The following is a 25,572-nucleotide window of genomic DNA, read 5'->3' on the forward strand; positions in this document are numbered from 1 at the left end:
AATCCTAATAAACTTCTTATAATAATGGGTATTATAGGGCGTGGTAGTTAAGCCCTCAACATGAAAATCTAATCATTTTGCCTTGAGGAAAATCAGGTGAGTGATTTAGTTAAACATTTTGGTGAAAAGCTACGAGAAAAACGCAAAGAAGCAGGCTATTCGCAAGAAGGGTTTGCCGCCTATGTCGGTATAGAGCGCGGTAATTACGGAAAAATGGAAAGAGGTAATGTTAATATTAAGCTCGAAACCTTATATAAATTAGTAAACGCATTAAATTGCGAGTTTGAAGAGATACTACCGGCAAGGCAAAAGTATAAAATTGACCTAGACTAACCAAAACTACTTGGTACTAATATATTATTAAGTTTTTAATTAATTAGGGTATATTAATCACTATTACCTCAGGAATATAAATAAGCGAGTGAGTTGCTTTTAGTAAAAATCACCTCAAGCTCACTGGCTAACAAGGACTTAATTTACATGTTCGAACAAACTTTTAAAAACATTGACGACATTTTTCACAAAGATGCCGGTTGCTCTAGTGAGCTAGATTACACCGAGCAATCATCGTGGATGCTGTTCCTTAAATACCTTGATGACCTAGAATTCACCAAGTCTCAAGAAGCCGAATTGATGGCAGAAGACTACCAATACATTATCGATGAGAAATACCGCTGGAGTTCTTGGGCTGCGCCTAAAACGGCTGCTGGTGAGTTTGATCACGATAACGCCTTAACGGGCGATGATTTAATGGACTTTGTTGACGGTGAGTTATTTCCCTACCTTAAAGGCTTTAAGCAACGCGCCGAGCGACCAGATACCATTGAATATAAAATCGGTGAGATCTTTAGCGAGATCAAAAACAAAATTCAAAGTGGTTATTCACTGCGTGACGCCCTAGAGAAAGTGGATGAGCTGCGTTTTCGCTCACAAGAAGAAAAGCACGAGCTTTCACACCTGTACGAAGTAAAAATTAAAAACATGGGCAACGCTGGCCGTAACGGGGGCGAATACTACACCCCTCGCCCATTAATTCGCGCGATGATCGACGTATTACAGCCACAAATAGGCGAAACCATATACGACGGTGCCGCAGGGTCGGCAGGNAAGCCGTAAGCAGCTATCAACCAGCGACTTAAAAATCCTGCAAGAAAACACCTTCTACGCCAAAGAGAAAAAGTCTTTAGCCTACGTTATCGCCATTATGAACATGATCTTGCATGGCATCGAAGCCCCTAACGTGATCCACACCAATACATTAGGCGAAAACCTACAAGACATTACCCCAAGCAACCAGCACGATATTGTATTAGCTAACCCGCCGTTTGGCGGCAAAGAGCGTAAAGAAGTTCAGCAAAACTTCCCGATTAAAACCGGTGAAACGGCCTTCTTGTTTTTGCAGCACTTTATCAAAATGCTCAAGCCTGGTGGCCGTGCTGCTATTGTGATTAAAAACACCTTCTTATCCAATACCGATAACGCCGCCATTGCCTTGCGCAAAGAGCTATTAGAAAACTGCAACTTACACACCGTGCTAGATTGCCCAGCAAAAACCTTCTTAGGCGCTGGGGTAAAAACCGTGGTGTTGTTTTTCACCAAAGGCGAACCGACACAGAAAACATGGTTCTATCAGCTTGATCCTGGCCGCAGCTTGGGTAAAACCAACCCTCTCAACGATAACGACTTAAAAGAGTTTATTGAACTACAAAAGGGCTTTGAGGACAGTGCTAAGTCTTGGTCATTGGCGACGACTGAACTAGATGATGCAACATGGGACTTATCGGTTAAAAACCCGAATCAAGCGGAAGAAGCCCCACTGCGTGAACCTCAAGCCATTATCGAAGAAATCATCGCGCTGGATAAAGAGAGTGAAGCGATTCTGGGTAAGATTCAGGAGTTGTTGTGATGGGGTGGCTAACTTATAAACTAGGCGATATTTGTGATTTTCAAGGAGGTTCGCAGCCTCCAAAGTCTGTATTTATTCAAGAAGAAAAAGATGGATATATTAGGCTTCTCCAAATACGAGATTTTAAAAGCGATGATAAGGCTATTTATATACCAGAGGCTAAGAAAAACCGTATATGTAAAAATGATGATGTAATGCTAGCGCGATATGGTGCATCTGTTGGTCAAGTTCATCGAGGTAAATCAGGCGCATATAATGTGGCTCTGATTAAAACAATTCCAAATACAGATATAATCGATAAAGACTTTTTATATTTATATCTTCACTCAGAAAGTTTTCAAAAACGACTAATGTCGGTTGCAGAACGATCCGCTCAAGCTGGATTTAGTAAAGCGGATATATCGCCCTTTGAAGTTAGCGTTCCACCTATCCCCGAACAAAAACGCATCGTCGCCATTCTCGACCAAGCCTTCGCCGATATAGAGCAAGCCCGCGCCAAGACCGAGCAAAACCTCAAAAACGCTCGCGAGCTGTTTGAAAGCTACTTGCAGCAAGTATTTAGCCAGCATGGTGATGATTGGGGAGTTAAGAAGATTGCTGAAATCGCTGAAACATGTTTGGGAAAAATGCTTGATAAAAAGAAAAATAAAGGCAATCCAAAGCCATATTTAAGAAATCAAAATGTTCAGTGGTTTAATATAAATACAGATGATCTTCTTGAAATGCGTTTTGAGGATAGTGAGTATGAAAGATATGCTATTAAAAAAGGAGACTTGGTAATTTGTGAGGGTGGTTATCCAGGGCGTGGAGCTATTTGGGAGCAAGATGAAGATATCTTTTTCCAAAAAGCCTTGCATAGAATACGTTGTCATAATCCACTCTATAATCGCTGGGTTTTATACTATTTATATCTGAGCGATTGTAATGGCACTCTAAAAAACAGTTTTACTGGGGCTGGTATCCAACATTTTACAGGGAAGTCTCTAAAGCAATTAGCCTTGCCGATTCCACCGGTTGAATTAACCGAGAAGTTTGTGCGCAATTTTGATGAGTTATTTAATCACGTAATAAGCTTGGAACATGTATATCATAATAAATTGAACTCGATAGACGAACTCAAAAAATCCATCTTACAAAAAGCCTTTTCCGGCGAGTTGACCAAAGAAAAAGAAGGAGCGGTGGCCTAATGTCACAAGCAAGGACGCGTAACGAAGCCGACACCAGAGCGGATTTAATTGATCCTAAGTTAGTTGCTGCGGGTTGGGGTGAAGTTGATAACAGCTTTATTCGCCGGGAGCTTATTTGCCCTGGCCAAATTATGGCCGGCGGTAAACGCGCTAATAAAGTGCCTTGCGATTATGTGCTGGTATACAAAGGCCGCAAGCTTGCCGCTGCAGAAGCCAAAAAAGAAAGCCTGACTTATAGCGAAGGTGTGCGCCAAGCCAAAGACTACGCACAACGCCTGCAATGCCGGATTGCGTATGCCACCAACGGCCATGATATTTACCAAATTGATATGCTCACCGGTGTTGAGACGCTGGTAGATGAATACTTATCACCGCAAGCGCTTTGGGATTTAACTTTTGAGCAAAAAGGTGATACCCCTGAAGCCGCTTTCACTACCGCTTGGCGTGATGCGTTTTCCAGCATTCCCTTTGAAGCCAAAGGCGATTGGGCACCCCGTTATTATCAAGAAAACGCCATTCACAATGCGCTTGAAGCCATTGCCCAAGGTAAAAATCGCATACTGCTTACATTGGCTACCGGTACAGGTAAAACGTGTATTGGCTTTCAAACCGCATGGAAGTTGTTTCAAACCCGTTGGAGTTTAACCGCGCAGAAAGATATAAACCTTGCTAAAAAGCGCCCACGTATTTTGTTTTTGGCCGATCGTAATATTTTAGCCAACCAAGCGTTTAACGATTTTGGCTCATTTGGTGAAGACGCCATTGTACGTATCACCCCTGACGATATTCGTAAACGAGGTGGCGTTCCTAAAAATGCTAGCGTATTTTTTACTATTTTTCATGCGCTTATGTGTGGTCCTAAAACCGAATTAAAAGAAGCCACAACAGAAGATGATGAAAATGCGCCAATTAAAAAGGCAGAAAACCCGTATTACGAGCAATATCCGACTGATTTTTTTGATTTAATTATTATTGATGAGTGTCACCGTGGTGGCGCAAATGATGAAAGTGCTTGGCGTGATATTCTTAATTACTTTGCCCCTGCTGTACAACTGGGTTTAACCGCAACACCCAAACGCACCGATAATGTCGACACCTATGGTTACTTTGGCGAGCCTGTTTACAGCTATACTCTAAAAGAAGGCATTAACGATGGCTTTTTAACGCCATTTAAAGTGTTACCGATTGTTGGCACGATGGATGAGTATATTTATACAGAAGGTGATGGCGTTGTTGTAAAAGGCGACCCAGAACCCGGCAAGCTTTATAAAGAAGGCGATTTCAACCGTATTATCACCATTCCACAACGTGAAGAACGCCGCGTTCATTACTGGATGGATCGCTTTAAACCCAATGAAAAAACCATCGTGTTTTGTGCAACACAAGTTCATGCCGGTATGGTGCGCGATTTTATTAATCAGTACGCAGTAAAAAAAGGCTGGACCACCAACACTAACTATTGTGTTCGTGTTACCGCTAACGATGGTGTAGCGGGTGAAAACGATTTAAAAACCTTTTGTGATAACGAAAAAACCATTCCAACAATTTTAACCACATCACGCAAGCTTTCTACAGGCGTAGATGCGCGTAACGTCCGTAACATTGTGCTCATGCGTCCTTGTAATAATATGATTGAGTTTAAGCAGATCATAGGCCGAGGCACCCGCACTTACGATGGCAAAGACTATTTTACCATTTACGACTTTGTAAAAGCGCACCATAACTTTGCTGATCCTGCTTGGGATGGTGAACCAATACCCAGCGAAGTATGCCCAGAGTGCGGCACAACCCCGTGCCAATGTGAAGACACTGGCGGCGATGGTGCCGGTGAAAAGAAACCGTGTAAAGTGTGTGAACAAAAACCATGTGTTTGTGAAAAGCCAGAGCCTGAAGGCTGTGAAAAATGTGGCGAAAGACCATGTGTATGCGAAAAGCTCGAAATAAAGCTCTCAGACGGCCGTACACGACAAATAAAGCATATATCCTCAGCAATGTACTGGAGTGCTGAAGGCAAGCCCATTACAGCTAAAGAGTTTGTTGAACGTATGTTCGATGACCTACCGCGCTTTTTTGAAAACGAAGACCAACTACGAGAAATCTGGAGCGACCCAACCACTCGCGAAAAGCTATTAGAAGATTTAACCGAAGCGGGTTACGATAGCGAAAAACTCGATAGCATGAAGGCAGTAATTGATGCTCAAGACAGCGATGTATACGATGTTTTATCGTACGTAGCCTATGCCGCAGAAGCGCAAACACGCACCGAGCGAGCTCAACAAGCTAAACCTAAAATAAACTCAGCGTTTAGCGATTATAAACAACAAGAGTTTATCAACTTTATATTAAGTAAATACATTGAAGACGGCGTTCAAGAACTGGCACCAAAAAAAATGCGCAGCTTAGTAGAGCTTAAATACAACACCATTAACGACGCCGCCATTGAATTTGGCTCACCAGCCGCGATACGCGACACATTTATAGGTTTTCAGAAGTATTTGTATGCAAGGTAGTTAAATTATCTATAGCTATCAGTAAGCAATTGAAAAAGCTTACTTGATGCCTCTGAGGGGTAAGTGAGCGACTATACTCTTAAGAGGCTGATATAATTATTAATTTAAAAAAAGGTAAGAAGAGCAAAAATTACTTTTGCTCTTCTTACTGCTAGGCGTGCTTATAACCAGTATACCCACACCCACACGCCCCACAATAACTACAGACAATCCAATTACATGCCGCGCATTCTATATCCTGAGAGTTATCAACAGGATTTTTACACGAGTAACAATCATATATAAGTAACTAAAAATAACAGTGGAGGTTTCTACCCTAATGCAATTTAAGTGATGCTAGCTGTGCGTCTTAAGAAGAAAAAATTACGCTCAATTTTTTACTATTTAATCTCGGCTAGTTTGAAAAGTTATAGTTTTGAATAGTATGAAAAATAGTACGCATACTAGTTTTTGAAGCTTTAAAAGCTTAGCTCTTATAGTATTTAGTATGTTTGTAATGGTTCTAATTGCGTGTCTGCGTTCTCAGAGCGATCTCCGAGGCTGGCTGCCCAGCTTACTATTTTTGTTACTTCTGGGCGTTTAACGTTCCATAGTTGGTCGTGTTCTTGTTGTAATTGTAAGTAACCTTCGCGGGTAACTAAATTTGTTTTCATGGTGAATTCTTTATTAGCTCTAATGGTGTGCACGTTATTAAATTTGTCAAAACTTGTCGAGCGTAAAATATAATAAAGTACGAGTAAGTAAGCTTTGAAATGTTCAGTAACAATCTAAGCAAGTAATTAGTTTTTGATTATTAAGTTTTTCATTTATATTAACTAGTAATTGGATATAAAAATAAGAAAGAGATCATGGGACACGAAACCACAAAAGTATTAGTTGTTGATGACGATATGCGCTTACGCAGTTTGCTTGAACGTTACTTAGTAGAGCAAGGCTTTATTGTTAGAACCGCAGGAAACTCGGAGCAAATGGATAGACTCCTAGAGCGAGAAAACTTTCACTTAATGGTTCTCGATTTAATGCTCCCGGGCGAGGATGGCTTATCGATTTGCCGCCGTCTACGCCAAAAAGAAAATGAAATTCCTATTGTTATGCTTACTGCAAAGGGCGACGAAGTAGACCGCATTATTGGCCTTGAACTTGGCGCTGACGATTACATTCCAAAACCATTTAATCCACGTGAGCTACTTGCTCGCATAAAAGCAATTTTACGTCGCCGCGCAAAAGAAGTGCCAGGCGCACCTGCTGCTGAAGAAAACTTAATCGCTTTTGGTAAATTTACGCTTAATTTGGCAACGCGCGAAATGAGTGAAGGGGATAAAACAATATCGCTTACCAGTGGTGAGTTTGCAGTGCTTAAAGCGCTTGTTTCGCATCCGCGTGAGCCACTTAGCCGCGATAAGCTAATGAACTTAGCGCGTGGGCGTGATTACAGTGCGCTTGAGCGAAGTATTGATGTGCAAGTGTCGCGACTTCGACGCATGATTGAAGTAGATGCTGCTAATCCACGTTATATTCAAACCGTTTGGGGTTTGGGGTATGTGTTTGTTCCCGACGGTGAAAAGTAATATTTATGGGCATGTTTCCGCGCAGTGCTTTTGGACAAACTGTTTTTTTAGTGGCGGCTCTGCTACTCATAAATCAAATAGTGTCTTATGTTACGGTTAGTTTTTATGTTGTAAAACCAACCATTGAGCAAGTTAACTTGATGCTTGCTAAGCAAATTAAAACGGTATTTATTGACTGGGAAGATGGCGTTGAAATAAACGACGAAGTATCTGCAAAGTTTTTTGAAATCACTGGCATTGAAGTGATGACTCAGCGAGAAGCAATGCGCCAAGGGCTTGGGCAAAGCCGCGAGTATTCTATGCTATCGCGTAGTATGACTGAGCAACTTGGTGGTTACTCTCGTGTACGTATTAGCCAAACTGATCCGTTGATTTATTGGGTTGAAGCACCGCAAGCACCAGGTTATTGGGTAAAGGTACCGCTTAAAGGCTTTAAAGAGAATAACTTAGAGTTTTTAACGTTTTACTTATCAAGTATTGGTTTTTTAAGTGTGCTGGGTGGGTGGTTGTTTGCAAGGCACCTCAATAGGCCATTAAAAGCACTGCAACAAGCTGCTGTGAAAGTGGGTAAAGGCGATTTTTCTACTAAGTTAGAAGAACAAGGCTCAACAGAGGTAATAGAAGTAACGCGTGCGTTTAACCAAATGTCGCGCGGAATTGCCGCACTCGAAAACGACCGCCGTTTACTAATGGCCGGTGTATCTCATGATTTACGTACGCCGCTTACGCGTATTCGTTTAGCTACCGAAATGATGGTTGATGAAGATGATTATCTTCGTGAAGGTATAATTTACGATATAGAAGACATGAACGGGATTATTGATCAGTTTATTGAGTATTTACGCCACCATAAACGTGAAGAACTAAGTTGCGAAGATATAAATGCTTTAGTTGCCGAGGTTGTCAATTCTGAGCTTCAACATCAACGTACTATTACCTTTAAAAGTAATCCTAATATAGGCAATATACCGTTAAGCTCTGTGGCTATTAAGCGTGTAATTACCAATATGATTGGTAATGCACTGCGTTATTCTGAGGGCGATATTGAAGTACTTAGCTACTTTAATTCAAACAAAAAATACGTGGTTATTGCTGTAAACGATAGTGGCCCCGGCATTCCTGAAAACGAATTAGAGTCTGTGTTTGAGCCCTTTAAACAAGGCGATGCTGCACGTGGCAGTGAAGGCAGTGGTTTAGGTCTTGCTATTATTAAACGCATTGTTGATATGCACGACGGTAAAGTAAAACTAGAAAACCGTCCAGAAGGCGGTTTAAGTGCACAAGTATATTTGCCAATAAAAGTATTAACCCCTGCATAGTAAATGCAGGGGTTTTATTATATTAAAGTGCTTTAAAACGAATAGCTGTGCCGCCACTGGTGGCAAGCTCAAGCGTTAGTTTATCGTCTGTAGTTACAATACGTTTTTCGATAGTTATATCGTACGGATTATTTTTCCACTCTGCGTTTTTACCATCTTTATAAATTTGCGCTTCGAACTTTTTGCCTTGCTCTAAAAAGTCGAGTTTTACCTCAATAGTTCGGGCTTTTTCGTCAGTAACAGCACCTAAGTACCAATCGTTTCCTGAGTATTTAGTGCTTTTACGCTCTTTACGAGCGAATACAATAAAGTCGCCTACTTCACCATCAAGAGCAATGCTTTGCTGCCAATCTGTTGGTACGTCTTGAATGAATTGAAACGCATCGGGCTTAGCTAAGTAGTTTTTAGGTAAGTCGGCAGCCATTTGAATTGGACTATACAAAACAACGTAAAGTGCGAGTTGTTTGGCGAGAGTGGTTTGTGGGCGGTTTGTATCGCCTCCTAAACCATTAAAGCTCATATCAAAAATACCTGGCGTAAAATCCATCGGCCCAGATAGCATGCGGGTAAAAGCAAGCATTGGTACATGCTCTGGTGGGTTAGGTGGCGAACCCCATGCATTGTATTCTTGTCCGCGTGCGCCTTCGCGCGCAATCCAGTTTGGATAAGTACGGCGCAGGCCTGTATCTTTAATTGGCTCGTGAGTGTTAATGCTAATTTTATGTTTAGCTGCAAGTTTTACGTTATAAAGGTATTCGTTAACCATAAACTGGCCGTCATGCCATTCGTGGCGAGCAATACCGTTTTTGTCTATACGTTTTATATTTCCGCCATCGGCTACATAACCTGTTTTTACTTGGCTTACGTTTGATTTTTCGTAAAGGGCAAAAGCATCTTCCATTTGGTCACGGTAGTTGCTTACATTGCCTGATGTTTCATGGTGGCCAATGAGTTGTACGCCTTTTTCTTTGCCGTACTGAGTAAGCGCTGCTATATCAAAGTCGTCGTACGGTTTGGTAAAGTTAAATACATCGCCATTAAAATACCAATCGCCATCCCAGCCAATATTCCAGCCTTCAACGAGTACGCCATCAAAACCATACTGCGCTGCAAAATCCATATAGTATTTTGTGGTTTGCGTAGTGGCGCCGTGTTCTTTACCGCTACCCCAAGTTTGCGTGTTTATATGCATACCCCACCAAATACCGACGTATTTACCAGGTTTAACCCACGACACGTCACCGAGTTTATTAGGCTCGTTTAGATTTAGTATTATATCTGAGTTAACTAAGCCAACAGCGCTGTCGGCTATTTGAATGGTGCGCCATGGTGTTTTAAAAGCACCTTGTTTTTTAACGGCGACACCATCTGACCACGGCGTTAAATCGGCAGTAAACGTACCAGAGCGACGCTGATTAAGTACCATGCCTGCGTAATCAACAAGTGCGGCTTCATGAATACTAATATGAGTACCATCACTTGTTTTAAACGTAAATGGTGTGTGGGCTAGTGGAGCTTCGTTAAGTGGGGTGGTGTTGTAAACATATTCGTAGCGGTTCCAGCCACGAGCAGGTATCCACCATGCTGTTGCATCATGGCTATTGTTTATTGCAAATTCAGTTAACTCTTTGGTTATTTCTGTATGTTCGAAGCCTACTTGTTGTGGTACTTCGTATCTAAAACCTACGCCACTATCAAATGCTTTAAATCGAATAGTGTAGGTGCCTTTATTTGTCTCATTTTTTGTAAAAGTAACGGCTACTTCGTTATATTCGTCAACAACATTTTGGCGCTCGCCCCAGGGTTGTTGCCACTGCGAGTTAACGCTTTGTTGTTCAATGCTTTTAATTTTAAAGCCGTCGCTAAAGGCCGCTTGTGTTTTAAATTCAAACCCCAGTAAAGATTTGTTTATAACCGCTTTGTTTTTAAATTTTATTGCGTAGCTTGGCGTGTTGTTTTCGTCAGAAATGCTTACTGTTATTTGTGTGTCTGGCGATTTTAGCTCTACGGTTTGTCCGTAGCTATTACTAGCAAAGGCTAAAAGCACAAGTGCTGGTATTCTCATGGTGTGTCCTTAGATGAGTCGGTGGTGACATTTAAGGATAATGACTGTTGATGATTAATACGACTGCCTACATACGTATTCAATGTTTTAAAAAATAGAAAGAATTTGCTGGCTTAATCGGTCTATAATGTAAACAAATTGATAATAGCGACAAGAAAATGATAAAAAGCTTACTTTGTGTATTTTTACTAAGTGTTAGTACTGGAGTTTTTGCAGCAAATATTACAATTAAAAATGCTAATAATGACCCATTACCTAATGCTGTTGTATGGTTAACTGCAGGAGGCCCCTCTAGCGTTATTCCTCCAGAAGCACCTTATGCGATGACCCAGCAAAATCGAGAATTTAAGCCGCGTATTTTAGTTGTCCCACAAAATGCAAAGGTAGAGTTTCCGAATGCGGACTCAATCATGCATCATGTTTATTCATTTTCTAAAGCTAAAACATTTGAATTAAAGCTATATAAGGAGCACCCAAAAGCGCCCATTACTTTTGAACAAACGGGTGTTGTTGAGCTTGGCTGTAATATTCATGATTGGATGTTAGGTTATATAGTGGTGGTAGATAGTACTATTTTTGCAATCACTGATGAAAATGGACATGTAGATTTAAATGCCAATGCAGGCGAATACACGTTAAGTGTTTGGCATTCTGGGTTTAGCGATATTAGTAAGATTGAATCTCAAACTATTACTGTGGCTACCAACCCTATCATTTATAAAGTAAAGCAGGAAATAGCGGAGCAAATTGATTTTGCTACGGATGAATTTGATGATTATTAATAGGCTAATGAGACTGGCACTTGTAGCCGGTGCTTTATGTTTTAGTAATGTGTTGTATGCACAAGTAAAAGGCTTAATACAAATTAGAGCCGTGCAGGGTGATAATACGCTTAGTTTTCAAGAAGGCGGTATCGGACTATATCGGCACGATACTAAAAGTGATGAGCTTATTCTATCGCAAGGTATTTTAGATTTTAATGTTGATTTAGCATCTAGCTGGTCGACTCACGGCGTGTTAAATGCGAATCAAGATCCTGACGTTGGCCTTGGTTTTACGCAAGCTTTTGTAAAGTATCAGCCACTATCTAACAGTAACTATAAATGGCACGTGCGCGTAGGGGGATTTTATCCGCTTATGTCGCTTGAAAACCCTGATATAGGCTGGACTTCTCCTTATAACTATACAAATTCAGCTATCAATAGCTGGATAGGTGAGGAAGTGCGTACCGTTGGTGCTGAAGTAACTATTAAGCGCCCAGCAAAACGTTTTAACAGCAGACATAGCTTTAGCTTTGTGGGTGCGACATTTAAAGGCAATGACCCCGCAGGTACTTTACTCGCATGGCGTGGCTTTGCATTACACGATAGACAAACAACGTTTAACGAAAGCGTGCAATTTGCGCCTGTAGCGGCATTAAACGAATACGAATTACGCTGGCAAGCTAATCAGGTTTTACCGTTTGAGGAAGTAGACGGGCGCTTTGGTTATTACGCTGGTATACATTGGGATTACTTAAAGCAGTCTCAATTTAGAATCTACTATTATGATAATAATGGTGATCCAAATACTGTTAATTATAGTTCCGGGCAATATGCTTGGAATACTCGATTTACGAGCGCCGCTTGGCTTTATAAATTTAACAGCAAGACACGTTTTATTGCTCAGGCACTCAATGGCAAAACTGAAATGGGCAGTAACGCATTAATTGATAATGCTTTTTATAGTCATTATTTAATGCTGAGCCATAAAGAAGGCAAACATCGCGTTTCAGTACGTTATGATTATTTTAAAGTTACTGACAACGACACAACCGCGTTTGACCCTAATGCAAGCAATGGGGAAGGCTTAACAGCAACATGGCGCTACCAGCTCACTAATAAACTACAAATAGGGGTTGAAGGTTCTGCACTTAAAAGTGCTGCTAAAAATAGAGAGCCAATTGGATTTAATGAACGAATCTCGCAGCAGCAAATAATGCTAAATGCGCAATGGCGTTTTTAAAAGTATAAAAAAGGGAGCATTTAAAGCTCCCTTTTTAGTTTAATAAAATTGGTATAGATTATACCAACCTGCATAAATCTTTGATCAATTTAACGAATTAAATTGCACTATAACGTCGTTAAAAATTTTTTATTTAGAACAACTAGATACAAAAATTTTTGCCTAGTTCTAGCGTAATTTTCTTAACGTTAAATAGACCCCATATATAAGCAGATTGGTATTATTTTTTATCGAATGCGCGTTTCATGTAGTTAGGTGTAGCGAGTGCGCCATGATGAATACCGCTATTGTAGTATTCACTGTGCTCGGCTATTTGTGCCGCGCCATCTTCTCTAAAGCCGTCAAATGCTTGTGATTTACGTGCAAGTGTTACTGACCATAAACCGCTTGGGTAAATTGGTTGTGGGAATGGTAATGTTTGTAAATCGTTAAAGCCTACGCTTAGCATTGCTTCGCGCATTTCAACTAATAATGGCATGTGCATAAGTGGCGATTCACTTTGTTGCACTAAAATACCACCTGGGCGCAGTGCATCTAAACAGCTTGTGTAAAACGCATGATTAAATAAACCTTCACCCGGACCTACCGGATCGGTGCCATCAACAATAACCACGTCGATAGATTCGCCAGCGGCTTCGCGCATGTATTTAATACCGTCGTCAAACATAACCGTTGCACGGGCGTCGTTATTAGATTCACAAAGCTCTGGGAAGTATTTTAACGACATTTGCGTTACTACTTCGTCTATATCTATTTGCGTTACAGTTTCTACGCCTGGGTGTTTTAATACTTCGCGTAAAGTACCGCAGTCGCCGCCGCCAATAATAACGACGTTTTTAGGGTTTGGATGCGCTAAAAGTGCAGGGTGGCTGATCATCTCATGATAAAAGAAGTTCTCGCGGGTTGTTACCATAGTACACCCGTCGATGATCATTAAATTACCAAAGTCTGTGGTTTCAAACATTTCTACCTTTTGAAAAGGAGACTGTTTTTCATCTAACTTTTTATTAATACGTAATGAAAATGCGCTGCCATCGCGGTCGCTAATTTCAGTAAACCACTTACTTTGATCTAAATTTGCCATAGTTACTATTACACTTTTTAGGTTGAGTATGAAAAAGGGGCAATTCTGCCAGTGCTTGGCGTTTTGCTCAATGACATTTTAACTGATTTGACGAATAAAGTTAGTTAGGAGTGAGTGAAAGTTCAATTTTTGTTAGCCTAGTGGATAGTGACGTATTAAAATGCGCCTTTATACCTAATTGACTAAAGAAGAGTTGCCATGACCTGGGGTTTAGAAACAGCACGCGCCACTTATAACGTTGCTCATTGGAGTGATGGTTATTTTGATATTAATGCACAAGGCGAACTGGTGGCTTACCCAGATGGCGACCAAACAAAACCGGCCATTTCTTTAACGCAATTAACTGAGCAGTTTAAGCAACAAGGTTTAACGTTGCCGGTTTTAGTGCGCTTTACTGATATTTTAAAAAATCGTGTAGACACACTTACTAACGCGTTTACGCAAGCGCGAGCAAATCGTGAATATAATGGCAAATACACCTGTGTTTATCCAATTAAAGTAAATCAACAGCGCTCTGTAGTAAGTAAATTATTAGCGCATCCAAGCGGGCTTGTTGGCTTAGAAGCAGGCTCAAAGCCAGAACTTATGGCTATTTTGGGCGTGGCAAAAGAGCCAATCACTATTGTATGTAACGGCTATAAAGACAGTGAGTTTTTACGCTTAGCGTGTATTGGTCAAGCAATGGGCCACAGCGTAAAAATTGTGGTAGAAAAGCTTTCAGAACTGACCACACTACTTGAAGAAATAGACAACCTAGGCATTGAACCGGCTATTGGTATTCGCATTCGCCTAAACTCAGTAGGCAAAGGCAAGTGGCAAAATACGGGCGGCGAAAAAGGCAAGTTTGGTTTAACTGCGGGTCAAGTACTAAGCGCAGTTGAAGTGCTTAAAAAGCATAATAAATTGCACCTAATGCAAATGGTGCATTTTCATATAGGTTCTCAAATTGCCAACATTCGCGATATTCACCGTGCTTTACGTGAATGTGCACGCCACTTTGCTGAGCTTACACAATTAAACGTACCGTTAAATACCGTTGATGTGGGCGGCGGCTTAGGCGTTGATTACGAGGGCTCTGGCTCACGTAGTGCGTGTTCAATGAATTACACCGTAGAAGAGTACGCGCGTAACGTAGTGAATGCATTTGCAGAAGTGTGTGACCAGCATAATCTTACGCATCCGGCTATTATCACCGAATCGGGGCGTGCTTTAACGGCTCACCATGCGGTATTAATTACTGATGTAATTGACGTAGAAAAAGCGCCTAATCATCTAAATCCAGAGCCACCACTTGAAAATAGCGCATTAGTACTTGATGAAATGTGGCAGTGTTTACAGCGTTTGAACCCGCGTATGGCGCTTGAGATTTATCACGATGCTATGCACTTATTTAGCGAAGCGCACGATCAGTACGTGCATGGCTTAGTAAGCATGCTAGAGTGGGCGAAAATAGAGCAGCTTTACTTTACTATTTTACATCGTGTGCGGGCATCACTTAGTAATAACGCGCGCGCGCACCGTGAAGTACTGGACGATTTAAACGAAAAACTTGCAGATAAACTGTTCGTTAACTTTTCATTATTTCAGTCATTGCCTGATGTATGGGGTATTCAGCAGTTGTTTCCGGTGATGCCAATCGAAAACTTAACTCAACCATTGACTCAGCGCGCGATTATTCAAGATATTACCTGTGACTCTGACGGGCAAATTCGTGAGTACGTTGAAGGCGCAGGTATCGAAACCAGCCTACCAATACCAGAATATAAGCATGGCGAGCAATACCACATTGCTATGTTTATGGTAGGTGCGTATCAAGAAATTTTAGGTGACTTACATAACCTATTTGGTGACACTGATTCGGTGCACGTAGAGCTTAACGATGAAGGTTATGTGTTAACCAATGCCATAAAAGGTGATAGCGTTAAGGATGTATTAAAGTTTGTTGACTATGATAGCGCCATTTTAGCTGACAACTTTGCGTACCAAGTTAATAAACTTGATGTATCGACGCAGTGTAAAGAAGGTTATTTAGCTGAGCTTAATGCAGGCCTTGAAGGCTATACCTATTTTGAAGATTAATTTGTAAGCAACTGAAAGCGCAGTATTAGTGGCTGCGCAATGTTTAAAGGAATGGAAGTAATGTCAGTTATTCGCAGTGTATTTAGTATTATTTTTTACACAATAAACACACTTTTTTGGTTTGTGCCTATTTTTGTTTGTGGGCTTATAAAGCTTATCCCTATTAAGCCTTTACAAAAGCTTATGAGCTGGGCAGCTAAGCAATTTGCAACTATTTGGGTTACCTTTAATAGCTTAAATCAAAAGTTATTTACGCCAACTAAACTTAATGTAACTGGCCTTGAAGACCTTAAACTAAAGGATTGGTACCTAGTAATAGCGAATCACCAAAGCTGGGTCGATATTTTAGTATTACAACGTGTGTTTAATCGAAAAATTCCATTTTTAAACTTCTTTTTGAAAAAAGAGCTTATTTACGTGCCTATTTTAGGTTTGTGTTGGTGGGCGCTTGATTTTCCGTTTATGACTCGCACGAGCAAAAGCCAATTAAAAAAGAATCCAAAGTTGCGTGGCAAAGATTTAGAAACCACGCGTAAAGCGTGTGAAAAATTTAAAGAAATGCCAGTAACCGTAGTTAACTTTGTAGAAGGCACTCGTTTTACTACGCAAAAGCATGAACGTCAAAATAGCCCGTTCCCACATTTATTAAAACCAAAAGCGGGTGGTATTGCTTTTGTAATGCAAGCAATGGGCGAGCAAATTACTAAAGTGGTTAACGTAACAATTCACTACCCTGATGGCATTCCTACTTTTATGGATTTTGCTGGTGGTAAGGTAAAAAATATCAACGTACACGTGGAAGTAAGGCCGGTAAGCGAAGAACTTATTGGTGACTACACAGGTGATTCTGAATTTAGAGTTCGCTTTCAAAGCGAGTTAAACCGCTTATGGGAAAACAAAGAGCAAACACTGCAATCGCTCGAAAAAACCATAAGTAAAAGGTAAAAATATGAGCTTACAGTTATGCTAAAAAAGTGGTTACCCAATTGGCTTAACGGCTTAATTGTAGGCTGCGTATTGTTTTCTAACATGATACTTTTTGGCTCGCTAGTATTTGTACTGGGCCTTATTAAGTTATTACTGCCTTTGCCTGTGGTTAACTCTATATTACACAGCGCTTACCGAGGTTGGTGTAACGGCAACCGTTTAGGGCTTTGGTTAGGTTGCCCTAATATTGTGGTTGATATAAGTGGCGACTTAAACTCAAAAAGTTGGTATTTACTTATTTGTAACCACGCGAGTTGGTTAGATATAACCGTACTTAGCTCATTACATGCATTGCCTGCCCCTAAGTTCTTTTTAAAAGACGGGTTAAAATACATGCCTTTTATTGGGACTGGTGCGTGGGCTATGGGTATGCCGTTTATGAAACGGGTAAGCAAAGCGCAACTAGCTAAAAACCCAAAGTTGAAAGGATTAGATGTAGAGCGCACCAAGCGTAGCTGTCGTAATTTTCGTCATCATCCTACTACCATCATTAATTTTGTTGAAGGTACACGCTATACGCTAGCCAAACATAAACTGCAACAAAGTCCTTTTAAGTATTTATTAAAGCCTAAAGCTGGCGGCATTGCTTTTGCGCTTGAAGTATTAGCCGATCAATTTGATGCCATGCTTAATACAAGTTTAGTGTATAGCGGTAAAACAGATCATGTTTGTCGTAACTTGTTAAAAGGTGAGCTAGATTCTATTTATGTTTCAATAAACGTAACGCCCATTAATGAAAGTATGCAGGGCAGCTATCAAAGCGATGACGTATTTAAAGTTAATTTTCAACATTATGTGAATGAGCTATGGGTTGCTAAAGATCAGCAGCTTGCCGACATTTATGCTCAACAAGATTTACCTGAACCACAAATCAGTAAGGAAATTGAAACACTATGACCAACACCCACCTACAGGAATTAATTGCTCCTTGGTTTGAAAAAGTACCCGACGCGGATTTTCTTAGCTCAATCACCGCAGTCTCGATAGGGATCTTTTCTTTATTAATTGTTTACTTATTTACTCGTAGGTTAATGTTACCTGGCATTCAAAAAATAGTGACGAGGCTTTCCCCTGAGCGAATTGGTGCGCTTTCGCCTATGCTTAATAAGCTAAATAAACGTATTGCAGGAATGCTTTGCTGCGTATTGTTTTTAGCTACATTTGATAGTGTATACCCAGTTAACGAAATAGCAGCAGAAATACTAAAAACGATAGGACAAGCTTTACTCATTATTTATGCAGGGTTCATTTTTAGTAGTATTGTGAGCATTGCGGGTACTATTTATAACCAGTTAGAGTTTGCCCGCGAAGTACCCATTCAAGGCTTAATTCAGGTTGTTAAGCTAATAACCTTTATTGTGTGTGCAATTTTAATTGTGAGCATTTTTCTTGAGAAGTCACCTACTTATATTCTCTCTGGCTTTGGTGCTATTGCTGCCGTTACGTTATTAGTATTTAAAGACACTATTTTAGGCTTTGTAGCCAGTATTCAAATAGCAGCAAACCGTTTAGTAACCTATGGTGATTGGATTCAAGTAGAAAACTACGGCGCCGATGGCGAAGTAATTGATTTGGGTTTAAACACTGTAAAGGTACGTAACTGGGATAACACCATAACAACTATTCCAACTTATATGTTGGTAGCGGGTTCATTTAAAAACTGGCGCGGCATGCAAGAGTCGGGCGGTAGGCGTATTAAACGTTCACTTAACATAGATATGCACAGTATTTGTTTAGTGGGTGATGAGTTTAGAAAACAAATTGATGCGGCTATTCCGCTGCACGACTATATTCGAGTGACGACATTACCTGCTCAGGTTTCTAATTTAGGGCTATTTCGTCGCTATGCTGAAGGCTATTTAAAACAGCACAGTAAAATTAATACGTCGCTTACGTTAATGGTACGAGAGCTACAACCACTTAATCATGGTTTGCCTATTGAGTTTTATTGCTTTAGTGAAGATAAACGCTGGATTTCGTACGAGCACTTACAAGCCGAAATAATGGATCATTTGCTTGCGGTATTACCTGTGTTTGGGCTTAGGGCGTATCAAAGTGTTAGTGGGCAGTTAAGCCCTCCTAACGAGCAACAAACAGATAAGCCAACATTTAGAGTGATGGCAAATAGTGTTGTAAAAGACCCACAGTAATAAACAAAGCTAAGAGCCACCAAATAGGTGGCTTTTTAAATTGCAGCCATGCAAATACAATTATTACTAACGCAACTTGCCAAAGACTATGCACAGCTGATGTCCAGATTGGCGAATACAGTGCAGCCGCTAAAAAACCGACTACCGCAGCATTAAGCGCCGCTATTGAGCTTGCAAAGCGTGGCTTACTTGCCAAGTTAATCCAGCTCTTTTGAAACGCGAGTATAAGTAAAAAACCAGGCATAAATATAAGTAGTGTAGCTATAAGAGCACCCACTAAAGGTTGCTCTGTAGTAAGTTGTGCGCCTAAGTAAGTAGCAATAGTAAACATAGGTCCTGGCACCGCTTGTGCACTCGCGTAAGCACTTAAAAACTGATCATCACTCAATGCTGGTACGCCTGCTTGAAGTACTGGTAGTACTACGTGTCCGCCGCCAAACACCATTGCACCTGCTTGGTAAAAAGGGGCAAACAAAGCAAACTCATGGCCTAGTGGAATAAAGCTCACACCAAGTAAGAGCGCAAATAACCCCAGTGCAATCCAATTAATATTGCTTTTTGTACTGCTAACATTTTCTGTGGCTGTACCCAGTTTTAATAAAGGCCATATAGCACCTACTGTTGCAGCGGTTATTAAAATAGCGATTTGAGTGGCCATCATTGGAAATAATACCAAAGCAAGTGTACTCATTACGGCAAGTAACTTAAGCGCAGCACTTGTACAAAAGCTTTTAGCCATACTAAGTGTGGCATCAGCAACTATAACAACGGCAAATAACTTTAAGCCTGTAATAATAGCAAAGTAAACAGCGTCAAACTGATGAGCACTAACCGCAAGCAGCACCATTATTAAAAACGAAGGCAGAGTAAAACCTACAAAAGCAGCTATACCACCCAGTACTCCAGCACGCTCAACACCAATAGCAAAACTAACTTGGCTAGAGCCCGGCCCAGGCAGTGCTTGGCTTAAACTAATAAGTTGTGCGTAACGCGTGTTAGTTAACCAATTTAACGAATCTACAAAGTGGCGTTTAAAATAACCTAAATGCGCAGCAGGGCCTCCAAAGCTCATACACCCTAGTAAAAAAAACTGTCTAAAAATAGCAATTAACATTGCGCCAATATCCTTTGTAAAATTCATTAAATTGTCACAGCGTAGTATGACATTTTTATTAAAATGGCACATTAGTTTGAGGTCTGTTTAACAATCAAGCAAGATGCGTTGCTTTTAACACTCTCTTCATAGTTTGTTCATACATGTATTTGCATACTCTTGCTAAATTCTTAATGAATAAGGTATCACCATGACTTTAACTAAATCACTTTTAAGCGTAACCGTAGTAGCTGTATTACTTTCTGGTTGTGAAATGAATAACACAGGTAAAGGAGCCGCTATAGGCGCCGCAGCCGGAGGTGTATTAGGTAAGGCTACGGGTAATCATAAAGATAAACGTATTTTTATTGGTGCAGCTATTGGTGCACTAGCGGGCGCAGCTGTTGGCGACTACATGGATAAGCAAGAAGAAGCATTTCGTGATGAATTAGCGGGCTCTGGTGTAGAAGTAGTACGAGAGGGCGATAACTTACGCTTAGTAATGCCATCAAACATTACGTTTGCGACTGCTCAATCTTATATTTCATCAGGCTTTAACGATACGTTAGATGCGATTGCTAAAGTAATGAACAAGTACGAAAAAACCTACCTTAGTGTAGAAGGTCATACCGACAGTACGGGTAAAGATAGCTTCAACATGAACCTATCGCGTGAACGCGCACAAAGTGTGAAAGACTACTTAGTGAACCAACAAATTATGGCTACACGTATTAGCACCATGGGCTATGGCGAAACACGCCCAATTGCAACTAATGATAGTGCAAATGGCCGTGCTCAAAACCGCCGTGTAGAAATTCAGATAGTGCCAAATACCGAAGGTTAATCCTTATTAAACTGTAATTCACACAGTTTTTGATACAGCGGGTTACTTGCTAACAACTCTTGGTGAGTACCCGTTGCTATTATTTCCCCATTTTCCATTACTACAATTACATCGGCATGTTTTACCGTTGCCAGCCGATGGGCAATTATTAACGTTGTTCTGTTTTGCATTAAATGCTCAAGTGCAGCTTGTACATGGTGCTCACTTTGCGCATCCAGCGCGCTGGTGGCTTCATCAAGAAGAAGTATTTCAGGGTCTTTTAATATGGCACGTGCAAGCACAATTCGCTGCTTTTGCCCACCGGATAACCTCACACCCTGCTCACCTAAAAAGCTGTTATAACCTTGCGGTAACTGTTTGATAAATTCATCGGCATGCGCATACTTTGCTGCGGCATATACTTGCTCATCGGTTGCACTTGGGTTGCCGTAACGAATGTTATGCATTACATCGGAGCTAAATAAAATAGGGTTTTGCGCTACCATGCCCATTTTATTGCGCAGAGTATTAAGTGATAAATCTTTAATGTTTACATCTTTAAATTTAATGGCTCCGCTAGCAGGATCGTAAAAGCGCTGTAGTAATTCAAATAATGTTGTTTTACCTGCGCCAGAAGGGCCAACAATTGCCACGGTTTGGCCTTGATTTATATTTAGGCTTATTTTATTAAGCGCGCTTACGTCTGGGCGAGAAGGGTAGTTAAAGCTTATATTTTCAAGCGTAATCGCAGGGCTACTACTATCATGCAGTAAATGACTATCTTGTGGGTTTAGCGGGTTTTCTATCTCACTTTTAACAGCAAGTAACTCAAGTAATCTCGCCGCAGCGCCTGCTGCACGTTGTAGTTCGCCATATACTTCAGCAACGGTTGCCACCGACATTGCAACCATAATAGCGTAAAACACAAACGCACCTAGCTCACCCCCGCTCATGGTGCCTGCAAGTACGTCATTACCACCTACCCATAACATAGCGCTAATGGCACTAAAGGTTAAAAAAATCACCACGGCTATTAAAAATGAACGTTGCTTAATACGTTTTTTAGCCACGTTAAAGGCTTTTTCGGTCTCAAGCGCAAAGGCATGTTGCTCTTGCTCTTCATGGCTATAGCTTTGCACTACTTTAATATTTTGTATGATTTCTCCGGCATAGGTACTTATGTCGGCAATGGCATCTTGGCTAGAGCTTGCGAGTTTGCGTACCTTGCGACCAAATATCATCATGGGAACAAGTACCAGTGGTACACAGGCTACAACCACTAAAGTAAGTTTTAAATTAGTGAACAACAGCATAGCTAAGCCACCAATCAACATAAGTACACTGCGCAGCGCCATAGAAAAAGATGAACCGATAATTGATTGCAGTAATGTGGTGTCGGTGGTTAAACGCGACATAAGCTCGCCACTGCGGTTTTCTTCAAAATAGCTAGGGTGCAGCGTTACAATACGATTAAATACGGCTTTTCGAATATCGTTACTGACTCGTTCGCCAATCCACGACATTAAATAAAAACGGCTAAAGGTACCTATCGCTAACAAGCTGATTAAACCAATAAGTACTAATACGGCCTGCTGTAATTGGGCCTTTGATCCTGCAATAAAGCCATGATCAATAACAAATTTAACACCTTGCCCTAATGACAAGTTAACGCCTGCGGTAACTAATAACGCAGCTAGGGCGGCTACTACCATCCATTTGTACGGTTTAATAAACGCAAAAACAGGTAATAAACTGCTAAACGCAGCTTTTTCGGATGCAGAGGTGTTTTTTGACATAGTGGATTCTTTTTAAAGGTTAAGGTATAGATATGGCACTAAGATAATAAAAATCAATACTCTTAAATATTAGCATCAATAAGGAAACGTTATGACTACTGCAACCGTAAGTGGAGAATTTAATGTAAATCTAGCGCCAATAGAAGGCTACGCAAGCGGCCAAAATGGTATTAACTTAGGGCGTATGTCGATAGATAAAACATTTAGTGGTGTGCTTAATGCTACCAGCCAGGGCGAAATGCTAAGCGCCATGACACCAACCCAAGGCAGTGCCGGTTATGTTGCCATAGAGCAAGTGATAGGTGAGCTTGACGGCAAAAAAGGCAGTTTTGTACTGCAGCATTTTGGCACGATGGATAAAGGGCAAGACAGCCTAATTTTAAATGTAATACCCGATTCAGGCACTAATGAGCTAGAAGGGTTAACTGGCAGTATGAAAATACGTATTGAGCAAGGAATTCACTACTACGATTTTGAATACACTTTATAAAGCACACAAGGACTAAAATGCAAAAAGTAATCGAATTTAGAAAGACCCGTTTTTTGGGTGGCGTAGATATAGTCGCACTGAATGATCGCATACAGGAATTAAACCAAGATGGTTGGAAAGTAATAAACGCAGTGCCATTAACTGGCTTTTATGGGCAAGTGCACGGTTATACATTATTTATTGAAACTGACGAGCTTTAGATGACACTTTCAGTATGGTTAAGCCTAGCGGCTATCTGCATGATGGGTGCAATGTCACCAGGACCAAGTTTAGCGGTGGTTTTAAAGCACTCGCTTAATGGCAGTATGAAAAACGGTATGCTTGCCGCGCTCAGTCATGGTATTGGCGTTGGCTTGTATGCCGGTGCATCGTTATTGGGGTTAGGCGCTTTAATGACGCAGTTTCCAACTGTTTATCAAATACTAGTTTACTTAGGTGCGGCCTATTTGGCGTATTTAGGTATAAAAATATTGCTAGCAAAACCAAGTAATAACGAACTTGAAGTACAAAAAAGTGAGGTAAGTGAAGCTAAAGCATTACAAGATGGTTTTGCCATTGCGTTTTTAAACCCCAAGCTCGCTATTTTCTTTTTAGCCTTGTTCTCACAGTTTATAGACCCTCAGGCACTTACTTTAAGTGTGGGCATAATTATGTGTTTAACGGTGTTTGTCATTGATACCGGCTGGTATTTGCTGGTGGCATTATTGACCGAGGTTTCTAAAACCCGCTTTGGCTTTACTAAGCAAAACCCATGGCTTGATAAAATACTGGGTGTTGTGTTTATTGCTCTTGCTATAAAAGTTGTTATTAGCTTGTAAGATTGAGTAGAGATTATTGAAGCTTGCAGAGTGTATTTTTAGTTATATAGATAAAGGATTAAAACAATGACAAAACATATTTTAAAAAGTGCATCTTTCGACCCGAAGGTTCAGCAATACTGGATGCTAATGGCCGCTTTTTTTAGTGTACTAGCGCTGGTGACTATTCCGTTGTTACCCATTGTCTTGGCGATTGTATGGCTAGTGGGCGGGCGAATACTCGCAGCTATGTCTGCTGACTTATTACCACAAAAATTGGTAGTTAAACGTGGCATATTATTTAAAGAAGAAAAATCTATTCCGCTTGAAAAAATAACCGATGTAGGTTTAAGCCAAGGCCCACTAATGCGACTATTTGGGTTGTACCGTTTAAGTTTTGAAACAGCTGGGCAGTCAGGAAATGGCGCTTTAGTATCTTTACTTGGTGTAGTTAATGCGAGTGAGTTTAGAGAGGCGATACTTGAGCAAAAAGATGTATTGGCTAATCAAGGTAAAACGTCGCAGCAGGCAACAGAGCAAAGTGAGAAAGAGCTACTGAGAGCACTTACTTATAGTGTTAAAAATATTGAGCAGATGCTACTAGTTTTACTTGATGAAAGGCAGCAAAAATAGTTTAGCCTTAAATGTAACGAATGCTCTGCTAAGAAGGATGCTTTTATGAATAAGGGTGTCGAAAATATATTTAATAATTATCCTGAGTTAATTAAAAGTAAGCTCATAAAATTACGAGAGTTAATTTATATCGTAGCACAAGAGCAAAACTTAGGAGCCGTTGAAGAGTCACTAAAGTGGGGAGAGCCAAGTTATAGCGTAATAAATGGCAGCCCCATTCGCATAGGCTTTAAGGGCTCATCGTGTTATTTGTTTTTTCATTGCCAATCAAAGCTAGTAAGCACATTTAGAGAATTGTACTCTCATAATCTTACCTTTGAAGGAAATAGAGCAATAGTGTTAAATAGTGAAAAGCCATTACCAGAACACCCACTTAAAGCGTGTATTAAATTAGCACTGACTTATCATAAAGTTAAGCACTACCCTTTGCTAGGGGTATAACTACCAAGTACTTACGTATGTGCTTAAAATACGCTACATATTTGGTTTGCATCACAGGTAATAACGGTCACGTTTTCATAACCCACACGCGTTAATGCTTCTGCTCCCAACGTTGCGCGAGCACCACTTGCGCAGTGCACGTAAATTGGACGTGCTGCGTCTTTTTCTATTTCCATTAGTTTCATTTCGAGTAACCCACGCGGAATATTTATTGCTCCAACAGCTGCTTTTGTTGCATGCTCTGCAGGTTCTCGCACATCAATAAGTAAACCTTTATTTTGTTCAAGCTCGAGTTTCGCTTGCGCTGCGTCAATACGGCGTTGGTTAGGTGTGATAATTTTAAGTAAATCAGGGATTGATGTAAGCATGCTTTTTTATTCCTTAAGGTTACGTTTGCGTAATAGTGTGATCATCAGATACCAGCAACTAATAGCAGTTGAATTAAGTTTATTGTAGTAAAAACAGTAAGCCATATTCATCTAGGATCAAAATATTGCAGCAACACAAATACGGTAATTATGAGTTCCGCAATTAAAAAATGAGCTATTGAGCTTTATTTAGTGTTTTATTTACTATATTCGTTTTTTCTATATTAGTAAATTCTAATGTTAGACATTAACAATGTATATATTTATACTCC

Annotated in this window: 24 protein-coding genes and 1 pseudogene; 19 read left to right on the forward strand and 6 right to left on the reverse strand. The window is 40.5% G+C overall.

What is annotated here, in order from left to right; genetic code table 11:
* The first annotated feature begins 96 nt into the window (after nt 1–96).
* The 5 genes from L656_RS0112605 to hsdR all read left to right on the forward strand — a co-directional run bounded on the left by L656_RS0112605 (nt 97) and on the right by hsdR (nt 5,603).
* Complete coding sequence (locus L656_RS0112605; protein ID WP_004588153.1) at nt 97–333, forward strand: helix-turn-helix domain-containing protein; 237 nt, start codon at nt 97–99, stop codon at nt 331–333.
* 147 nt (nt 334–480) lie between these two features.
* Nucleotides 481–1,116, forward strand: a complete 636-nt coding sequence (locus L656_RS1000000123625; protein WP_275041076.1) for an N-6 DNA methylase — start codon at nt 481–483, stop codon at nt 1,114–1,116.
* A gap of 88 nt (nt 1,117–1,204) precedes the next feature.
* Entirely contained in the window at nt 1,205–1,906 is a 702-nt protein-coding gene (locus L656_RS1000000123630; protein WP_446727580.1) for an HsdM family class I SAM-dependent methyltransferase, read from the forward strand.
* Nucleotides 1,906–3,093, forward strand: coding sequence for a restriction endonuclease subunit S (locus tag L656_RS0112615; protein WP_024599467.1), 1,188 nt, complete (start codon nt 1,906–1,908; stop codon nt 3,091–3,093). Before L656_RS1000000123630 ends, L656_RS0112615 begins: the two co-directional genes overlap by 1 nt.
* Nucleotides 3,093–5,603 carry an EcoAI/FtnUII family type I restriction enzme subunit R gene (gene hsdR / locus L656_RS0112620; RefSeq protein ID WP_024599468.1) on the forward strand — a complete coding sequence of 837 codons (2,511 nt, stop codon included), beginning with the start codon at nt 3,093–3,095 and terminating at the stop codon, nt 5,601–5,603. Before L656_RS0112615 ends, hsdR begins: the two co-directional genes overlap by 1 nt.
* Before the next feature lie 506 nt (nt 5,604–6,109).
* Here the strand turns inward: hsdR and L656_RS1000000122805 are convergent.
* Nucleotides 6,110–6,256 (reverse strand): annotated as a pseudogene (locus tag L656_RS1000000122805) (transcription elongation factor GreB); the annotation flags it as partial.
* A gap of 195 nt (nt 6,257–6,451) precedes the next feature.
* Between L656_RS1000000122805 and ompR the strand changes: the two are divergent.
* Entirely contained in the window at nt 6,452–7,171 is a 720-nt protein-coding gene (gene ompR / locus L656_RS0112630; protein ID WP_002959552.1) for an osmolarity response regulator transcription factor OmpR, read from the forward strand.
* 5 nt (nt 7,172–7,176) lie between these two features.
* On the forward strand, nt 7,177–8,490 hold the full coding sequence (gene envZ / locus L656_RS0112635) for a two-component system sensor histidine kinase EnvZ (RefSeq protein ID WP_024599469.1): 1,314 nt from the start codon (nt 7,177–7,179) through the stop codon (nt 8,488–8,490).
* A gap of 22 nt (nt 8,491–8,512) precedes the next feature.
* On the opposite strand, the gene L656_RS0112640 is transcribed toward envZ, so the two are convergent.
* Nucleotides 8,513–10,555 carry a glycoside hydrolase family 97 protein gene (locus tag L656_RS0112640; protein ID WP_024599470.1) on the reverse strand — a complete coding sequence of 681 codons (2,043 nt, stop codon included), beginning with the start codon at nt 10,553–10,555 and terminating at the stop codon, nt 8,513–8,515.
* 158 nt (nt 10,556–10,713) lie between these two features.
* Between L656_RS0112640 and L656_RS0112645 the strand changes: the two genes are divergently transcribed.
* Together L656_RS0112645 and L656_RS0112650 are read left to right on the forward strand one after the other, a co-directional pair.
* Complete coding sequence (locus L656_RS0112645; protein WP_024599471.1) at nt 10,714–11,337, forward strand: plastocyanin; 624 nt, start codon at nt 10,714–10,716, stop codon at nt 11,335–11,337.
* Complete coding sequence (locus L656_RS0112650) at nt 11,327–12,559, forward strand: hypothetical protein (protein ID WP_024599472.1); 1,233 nt, start codon at nt 11,327–11,329, stop codon at nt 12,557–12,559. Before L656_RS0112645 ends, L656_RS0112650 begins: the two co-directional genes overlap by 11 nt.
* A 220-nt stretch (nt 12,560–12,779) precedes the next feature.
* Here the strand turns inward: L656_RS0112650 and speE are convergent, their stop codons facing one another.
* Nucleotides 12,780–13,643, reverse strand: a complete 864-nt coding sequence (speE, locus tag L656_RS0112655; protein ID WP_010554937.1) for a polyamine aminopropyltransferase — start codon at nt 13,641–13,643, stop codon at nt 12,780–12,782.
* A gap of 198 nt (nt 13,644–13,841) precedes the next feature.
* Between speE and speA the strand changes: the two genes are divergently transcribed.
* The 4 genes from speA to L656_RS0112675 are packed head-to-tail and all read left to right on the forward strand — an operon-like array spanning nt 13,842 to nt 18,859.
* The gene (speA, locus tag L656_RS0112660) at nt 13,842–15,722 is read left to right on the forward strand and encodes a biosynthetic arginine decarboxylase (protein WP_024591379.1); all 1,881 of its coding nucleotides are present in this window, start codon (nt 13,842–13,844) and stop codon (nt 15,720–15,722) included.
* Nucleotides 15,723–15,782: 60 nt separating this feature from the next.
* On the forward strand, nt 15,783–16,667 hold the full coding sequence (locus L656_RS0112665; RefSeq protein WP_024599473.1) for an acyltransferase: 885 nt from the start codon (nt 15,783–15,785) through the stop codon (nt 16,665–16,667).
* Nucleotides 16,668–16,685: 18 nt separating this feature from the next.
* A complete protein-coding gene (locus L656_RS0112670) occupies nt 16,686–17,606 on the forward strand; it encodes an acetyltransferase (RefSeq protein ID WP_024599474.1) in 921 nt (306 codons plus the stop codon).
* Nucleotides 17,603–18,859: a mechanosensitive ion channel family protein gene (locus tag L656_RS0112675; protein ID WP_024599475.1), complete on the forward strand. Its 1,257-nt coding sequence runs from the start codon at nt 17,603–17,605 to the stop codon at nt 18,857–18,859. Before L656_RS0112670 ends, L656_RS0112675 begins: the two co-directional genes overlap by 4 nt.
* Here the strand turns inward: L656_RS0112675 and chrA are convergent.
* Nucleotides 18,819–19,973, reverse strand: coding sequence for a chromate efflux transporter (gene chrA / locus L656_RS0112680; RefSeq protein ID WP_024599476.1), 1,155 nt, complete (start codon nt 19,971–19,973; stop codon nt 18,819–18,821). The two genes, L656_RS0112675 and chrA, sit on opposite strands and share 41 nt — an antisense overlap.
* Nucleotides 19,974–20,163: 190 nt before the next feature.
* Between chrA and L656_RS0112685 the strand changes: the two genes are divergently transcribed.
* Nucleotides 20,164–20,796 (forward strand): OmpA family protein, encoded by a 633-nt coding sequence (locus L656_RS0112685; RefSeq protein WP_024599477.1) that lies wholly within the window; start codon nt 20,164–20,166, stop codon nt 20,794–20,796.
* Here L656_RS0112685 and L656_RS0112690 read toward each other — a convergent pair.
* Complete coding sequence (locus L656_RS0112690; RefSeq protein ID WP_024599478.1) at nt 20,793–22,571, reverse strand: ABC transporter transmembrane domain-containing protein; 1,779 nt, start codon at nt 22,569–22,571, stop codon at nt 20,793–20,795. The genes L656_RS0112685 and L656_RS0112690 overlap by 4 nt on opposite strands.
* Before the next feature lie 91 nt (nt 22,572–22,662).
* Between L656_RS0112690 and L656_RS0112695 the strand changes: the two genes are divergently transcribed.
* The 5 genes from L656_RS0112695 to L656_RS0112715 all read left to right on the forward strand — a co-directional run bounded on the left by L656_RS0112695 (nt 22,663) and on the right by L656_RS0112715 (nt 24,932).
* Entirely contained in the window at nt 22,663–23,061 is a 399-nt protein-coding gene (locus L656_RS0112695) for a DUF3224 domain-containing protein (RefSeq protein ID WP_024599479.1), read from the forward strand.
* Nucleotides 23,062–23,078: 17 nt separating this feature from the next.
* Nucleotides 23,079–23,261, forward strand: coding sequence for a hypothetical protein (locus L656_RS0112700; RefSeq protein WP_024599480.1), 183 nt, complete (start codon nt 23,079–23,081; stop codon nt 23,259–23,261).
* Nucleotides 23,262–23,879, forward strand: coding sequence for a LysE family translocator (locus L656_RS0112705; RefSeq protein WP_024599481.1), 618 nt, complete (start codon nt 23,262–23,264; stop codon nt 23,877–23,879).
* 66 nt (nt 23,880–23,945) lie between these two features.
* The gene (locus L656_RS0112710; RefSeq protein WP_024599482.1) at nt 23,946–24,491 is read left to right on the forward strand and encodes a PH domain-containing protein; all 546 of its coding nucleotides are present in this window, start codon (nt 23,946–23,948) and stop codon (nt 24,489–24,491) included.
* Between the two features lie 45 nt (nt 24,492–24,536).
* Nucleotides 24,537–24,932 carry a DUF1801 domain-containing protein gene (locus tag L656_RS0112715; protein WP_024599483.1) on the forward strand — a complete coding sequence of 132 codons (396 nt, stop codon included), beginning with the start codon at nt 24,537–24,539 and terminating at the stop codon, nt 24,930–24,932.
* 23 nt (nt 24,933–24,955) lie between these two features.
* Here the strand turns inward: L656_RS0112715 and L656_RS0112720 are convergent, their stop codons facing one another.
* Complete coding sequence (locus L656_RS0112720) at nt 24,956–25,300, reverse strand: rhodanese-like domain-containing protein (protein WP_024599484.1); 345 nt, start codon at nt 25,298–25,300, stop codon at nt 24,956–24,958.
* Nucleotides 25,301–25,572 lie beyond the last annotated feature (272 nt).

The organism is Pseudoalteromonas sp. TAE56, assembly GCF_000497955.1.
In the GTDB taxonomy this organism is placed as follows: Bacteria; Pseudomonadota; Gammaproteobacteria; order Enterobacterales; family Alteromonadaceae; genus Pseudoalteromonas.

What these genes read in the sequence shown, in the direction of transcription:
- L656_RS0112650 (WP_024599472.1), top strand. Translation starts at nt 11,327, where the DNA reads ATGATTATTAATAGGCTAATGAGACTGGCACTTGTAGCCGGTGCTTTA.
- L656_RS0112720 (WP_024599484.1), bottom strand. Translation starts at nt 25,300, where the DNA reads ATGCTTACATCAATCCCTGATTTACTTAAAATTATCACACCTAACCAA.
- L656_RS0112710 (WP_024599482.1), top strand. Translation starts at nt 23,946, where the DNA reads ATGACAAAACATATTTTAAAAAGTGCATCTTTCGACCCGAAGGTTCAG.
- L656_RS0112685 (WP_024599477.1), top strand. Translation starts at nt 20,164, where the DNA reads ATGACTTTAACTAAATCACTTTTAAGCGTAACCGTAGTAGCTGTATTA.
- L656_RS0112675 (WP_024599475.1), top strand. Translation starts at nt 17,603, where the DNA reads ATGACCAACACCCACCTACAGGAATTAATTGCTCCTTGGTTTGAAAAA.
- L656_RS0112645 (WP_024599471.1), top strand. Translation starts at nt 10,714, where the DNA reads ATGATAAAAAGCTTACTTTGTGTATTTTTACTAAGTGTTAGTACTGGA.
- chrA (WP_024599476.1), bottom strand. Translation starts at nt 19,973, where the DNA reads ATGTTAATTGCTATTTTTAGACAGTTTTTTTTACTAGGGTGTATGAGC.
- L656_RS0112695 (WP_024599479.1), top strand. Translation starts at nt 22,663, where the DNA reads ATGACTACTGCAACCGTAAGTGGAGAATTTAATGTAAATCTAGCGCCA.
- hsdR (WP_024599468.1), top strand. Translation starts at nt 3,093, where the DNA reads ATGTCACAAGCAAGGACGCGTAACGAAGCCGACACCAGAGCGGATTTA.
- L656_RS0112715 (WP_024599483.1), top strand. Translation starts at nt 24,537, where the DNA reads ATGAATAAGGGTGTCGAAAATATATTTAATAATTATCCTGAGTTAATT.
- L656_RS0112690 (WP_024599478.1), bottom strand. Translation starts at nt 22,571, where the DNA reads ATGTCAAAAAACACCTCTGCATCCGAAAAAGCTGCGTTTAGCAGTTTA.
- L656_RS0112615 (WP_024599467.1), top strand. Translation starts at nt 1,906, where the DNA reads ATGGGGTGGCTAACTTATAAACTAGGCGATATTTGTGATTTTCAAGGA.
- envZ (WP_024599469.1), top strand. Translation starts at nt 7,177, where the DNA reads ATGGGCATGTTTCCGCGCAGTGCTTTTGGACAAACTGTTTTTTTAGTG.
- ompR (WP_002959552.1), top strand. Translation starts at nt 6,452, where the DNA reads ATGGGACACGAAACCACAAAAGTATTAGTTGTTGATGACGATATGCGC.
- L656_RS0112640 (WP_024599470.1), bottom strand. Translation starts at nt 10,555, where the DNA reads ATGAGAATACCAGCACTTGTGCTTTTAGCCTTTGCTAGTAATAGCTAC.
- L656_RS0112700 (WP_024599480.1), top strand. Translation starts at nt 23,079, where the DNA reads ATGCAAAAAGTAATCGAATTTAGAAAGACCCGTTTTTTGGGTGGCGTA.
- L656_RS1000000123630 (WP_446727580.1), top strand. Translation starts at nt 1,205, where the DNA reads ATGAACATGATCTTGCATGGCATCGAAGCCCCTAACGTGATCCACACC.
- L656_RS0112670 (WP_024599474.1), top strand. Translation starts at nt 16,686, where the DNA reads ATGCTAAAAAAGTGGTTACCCAATTGGCTTAACGGCTTAATTGTAGGC.
- L656_RS0112665 (WP_024599473.1), top strand. Translation starts at nt 15,783, where the DNA reads ATGTCAGTTATTCGCAGTGTATTTAGTATTATTTTTTACACAATAAAC.
- L656_RS0112705 (WP_024599481.1), top strand. Translation starts at nt 23,262, where the DNA reads ATGACACTTTCAGTATGGTTAAGCCTAGCGGCTATCTGCATGATGGGT.
- speA (WP_024591379.1), top strand. Translation starts at nt 13,842, where the DNA reads ATGACCTGGGGTTTAGAAACAGCACGCGCCACTTATAACGTTGCTCAT.
- speE (WP_010554937.1), bottom strand. Translation starts at nt 13,643, where the DNA reads ATGGCAAATTTAGATCAAAGTAAGTGGTTTACTGAAATTAGCGACCGC.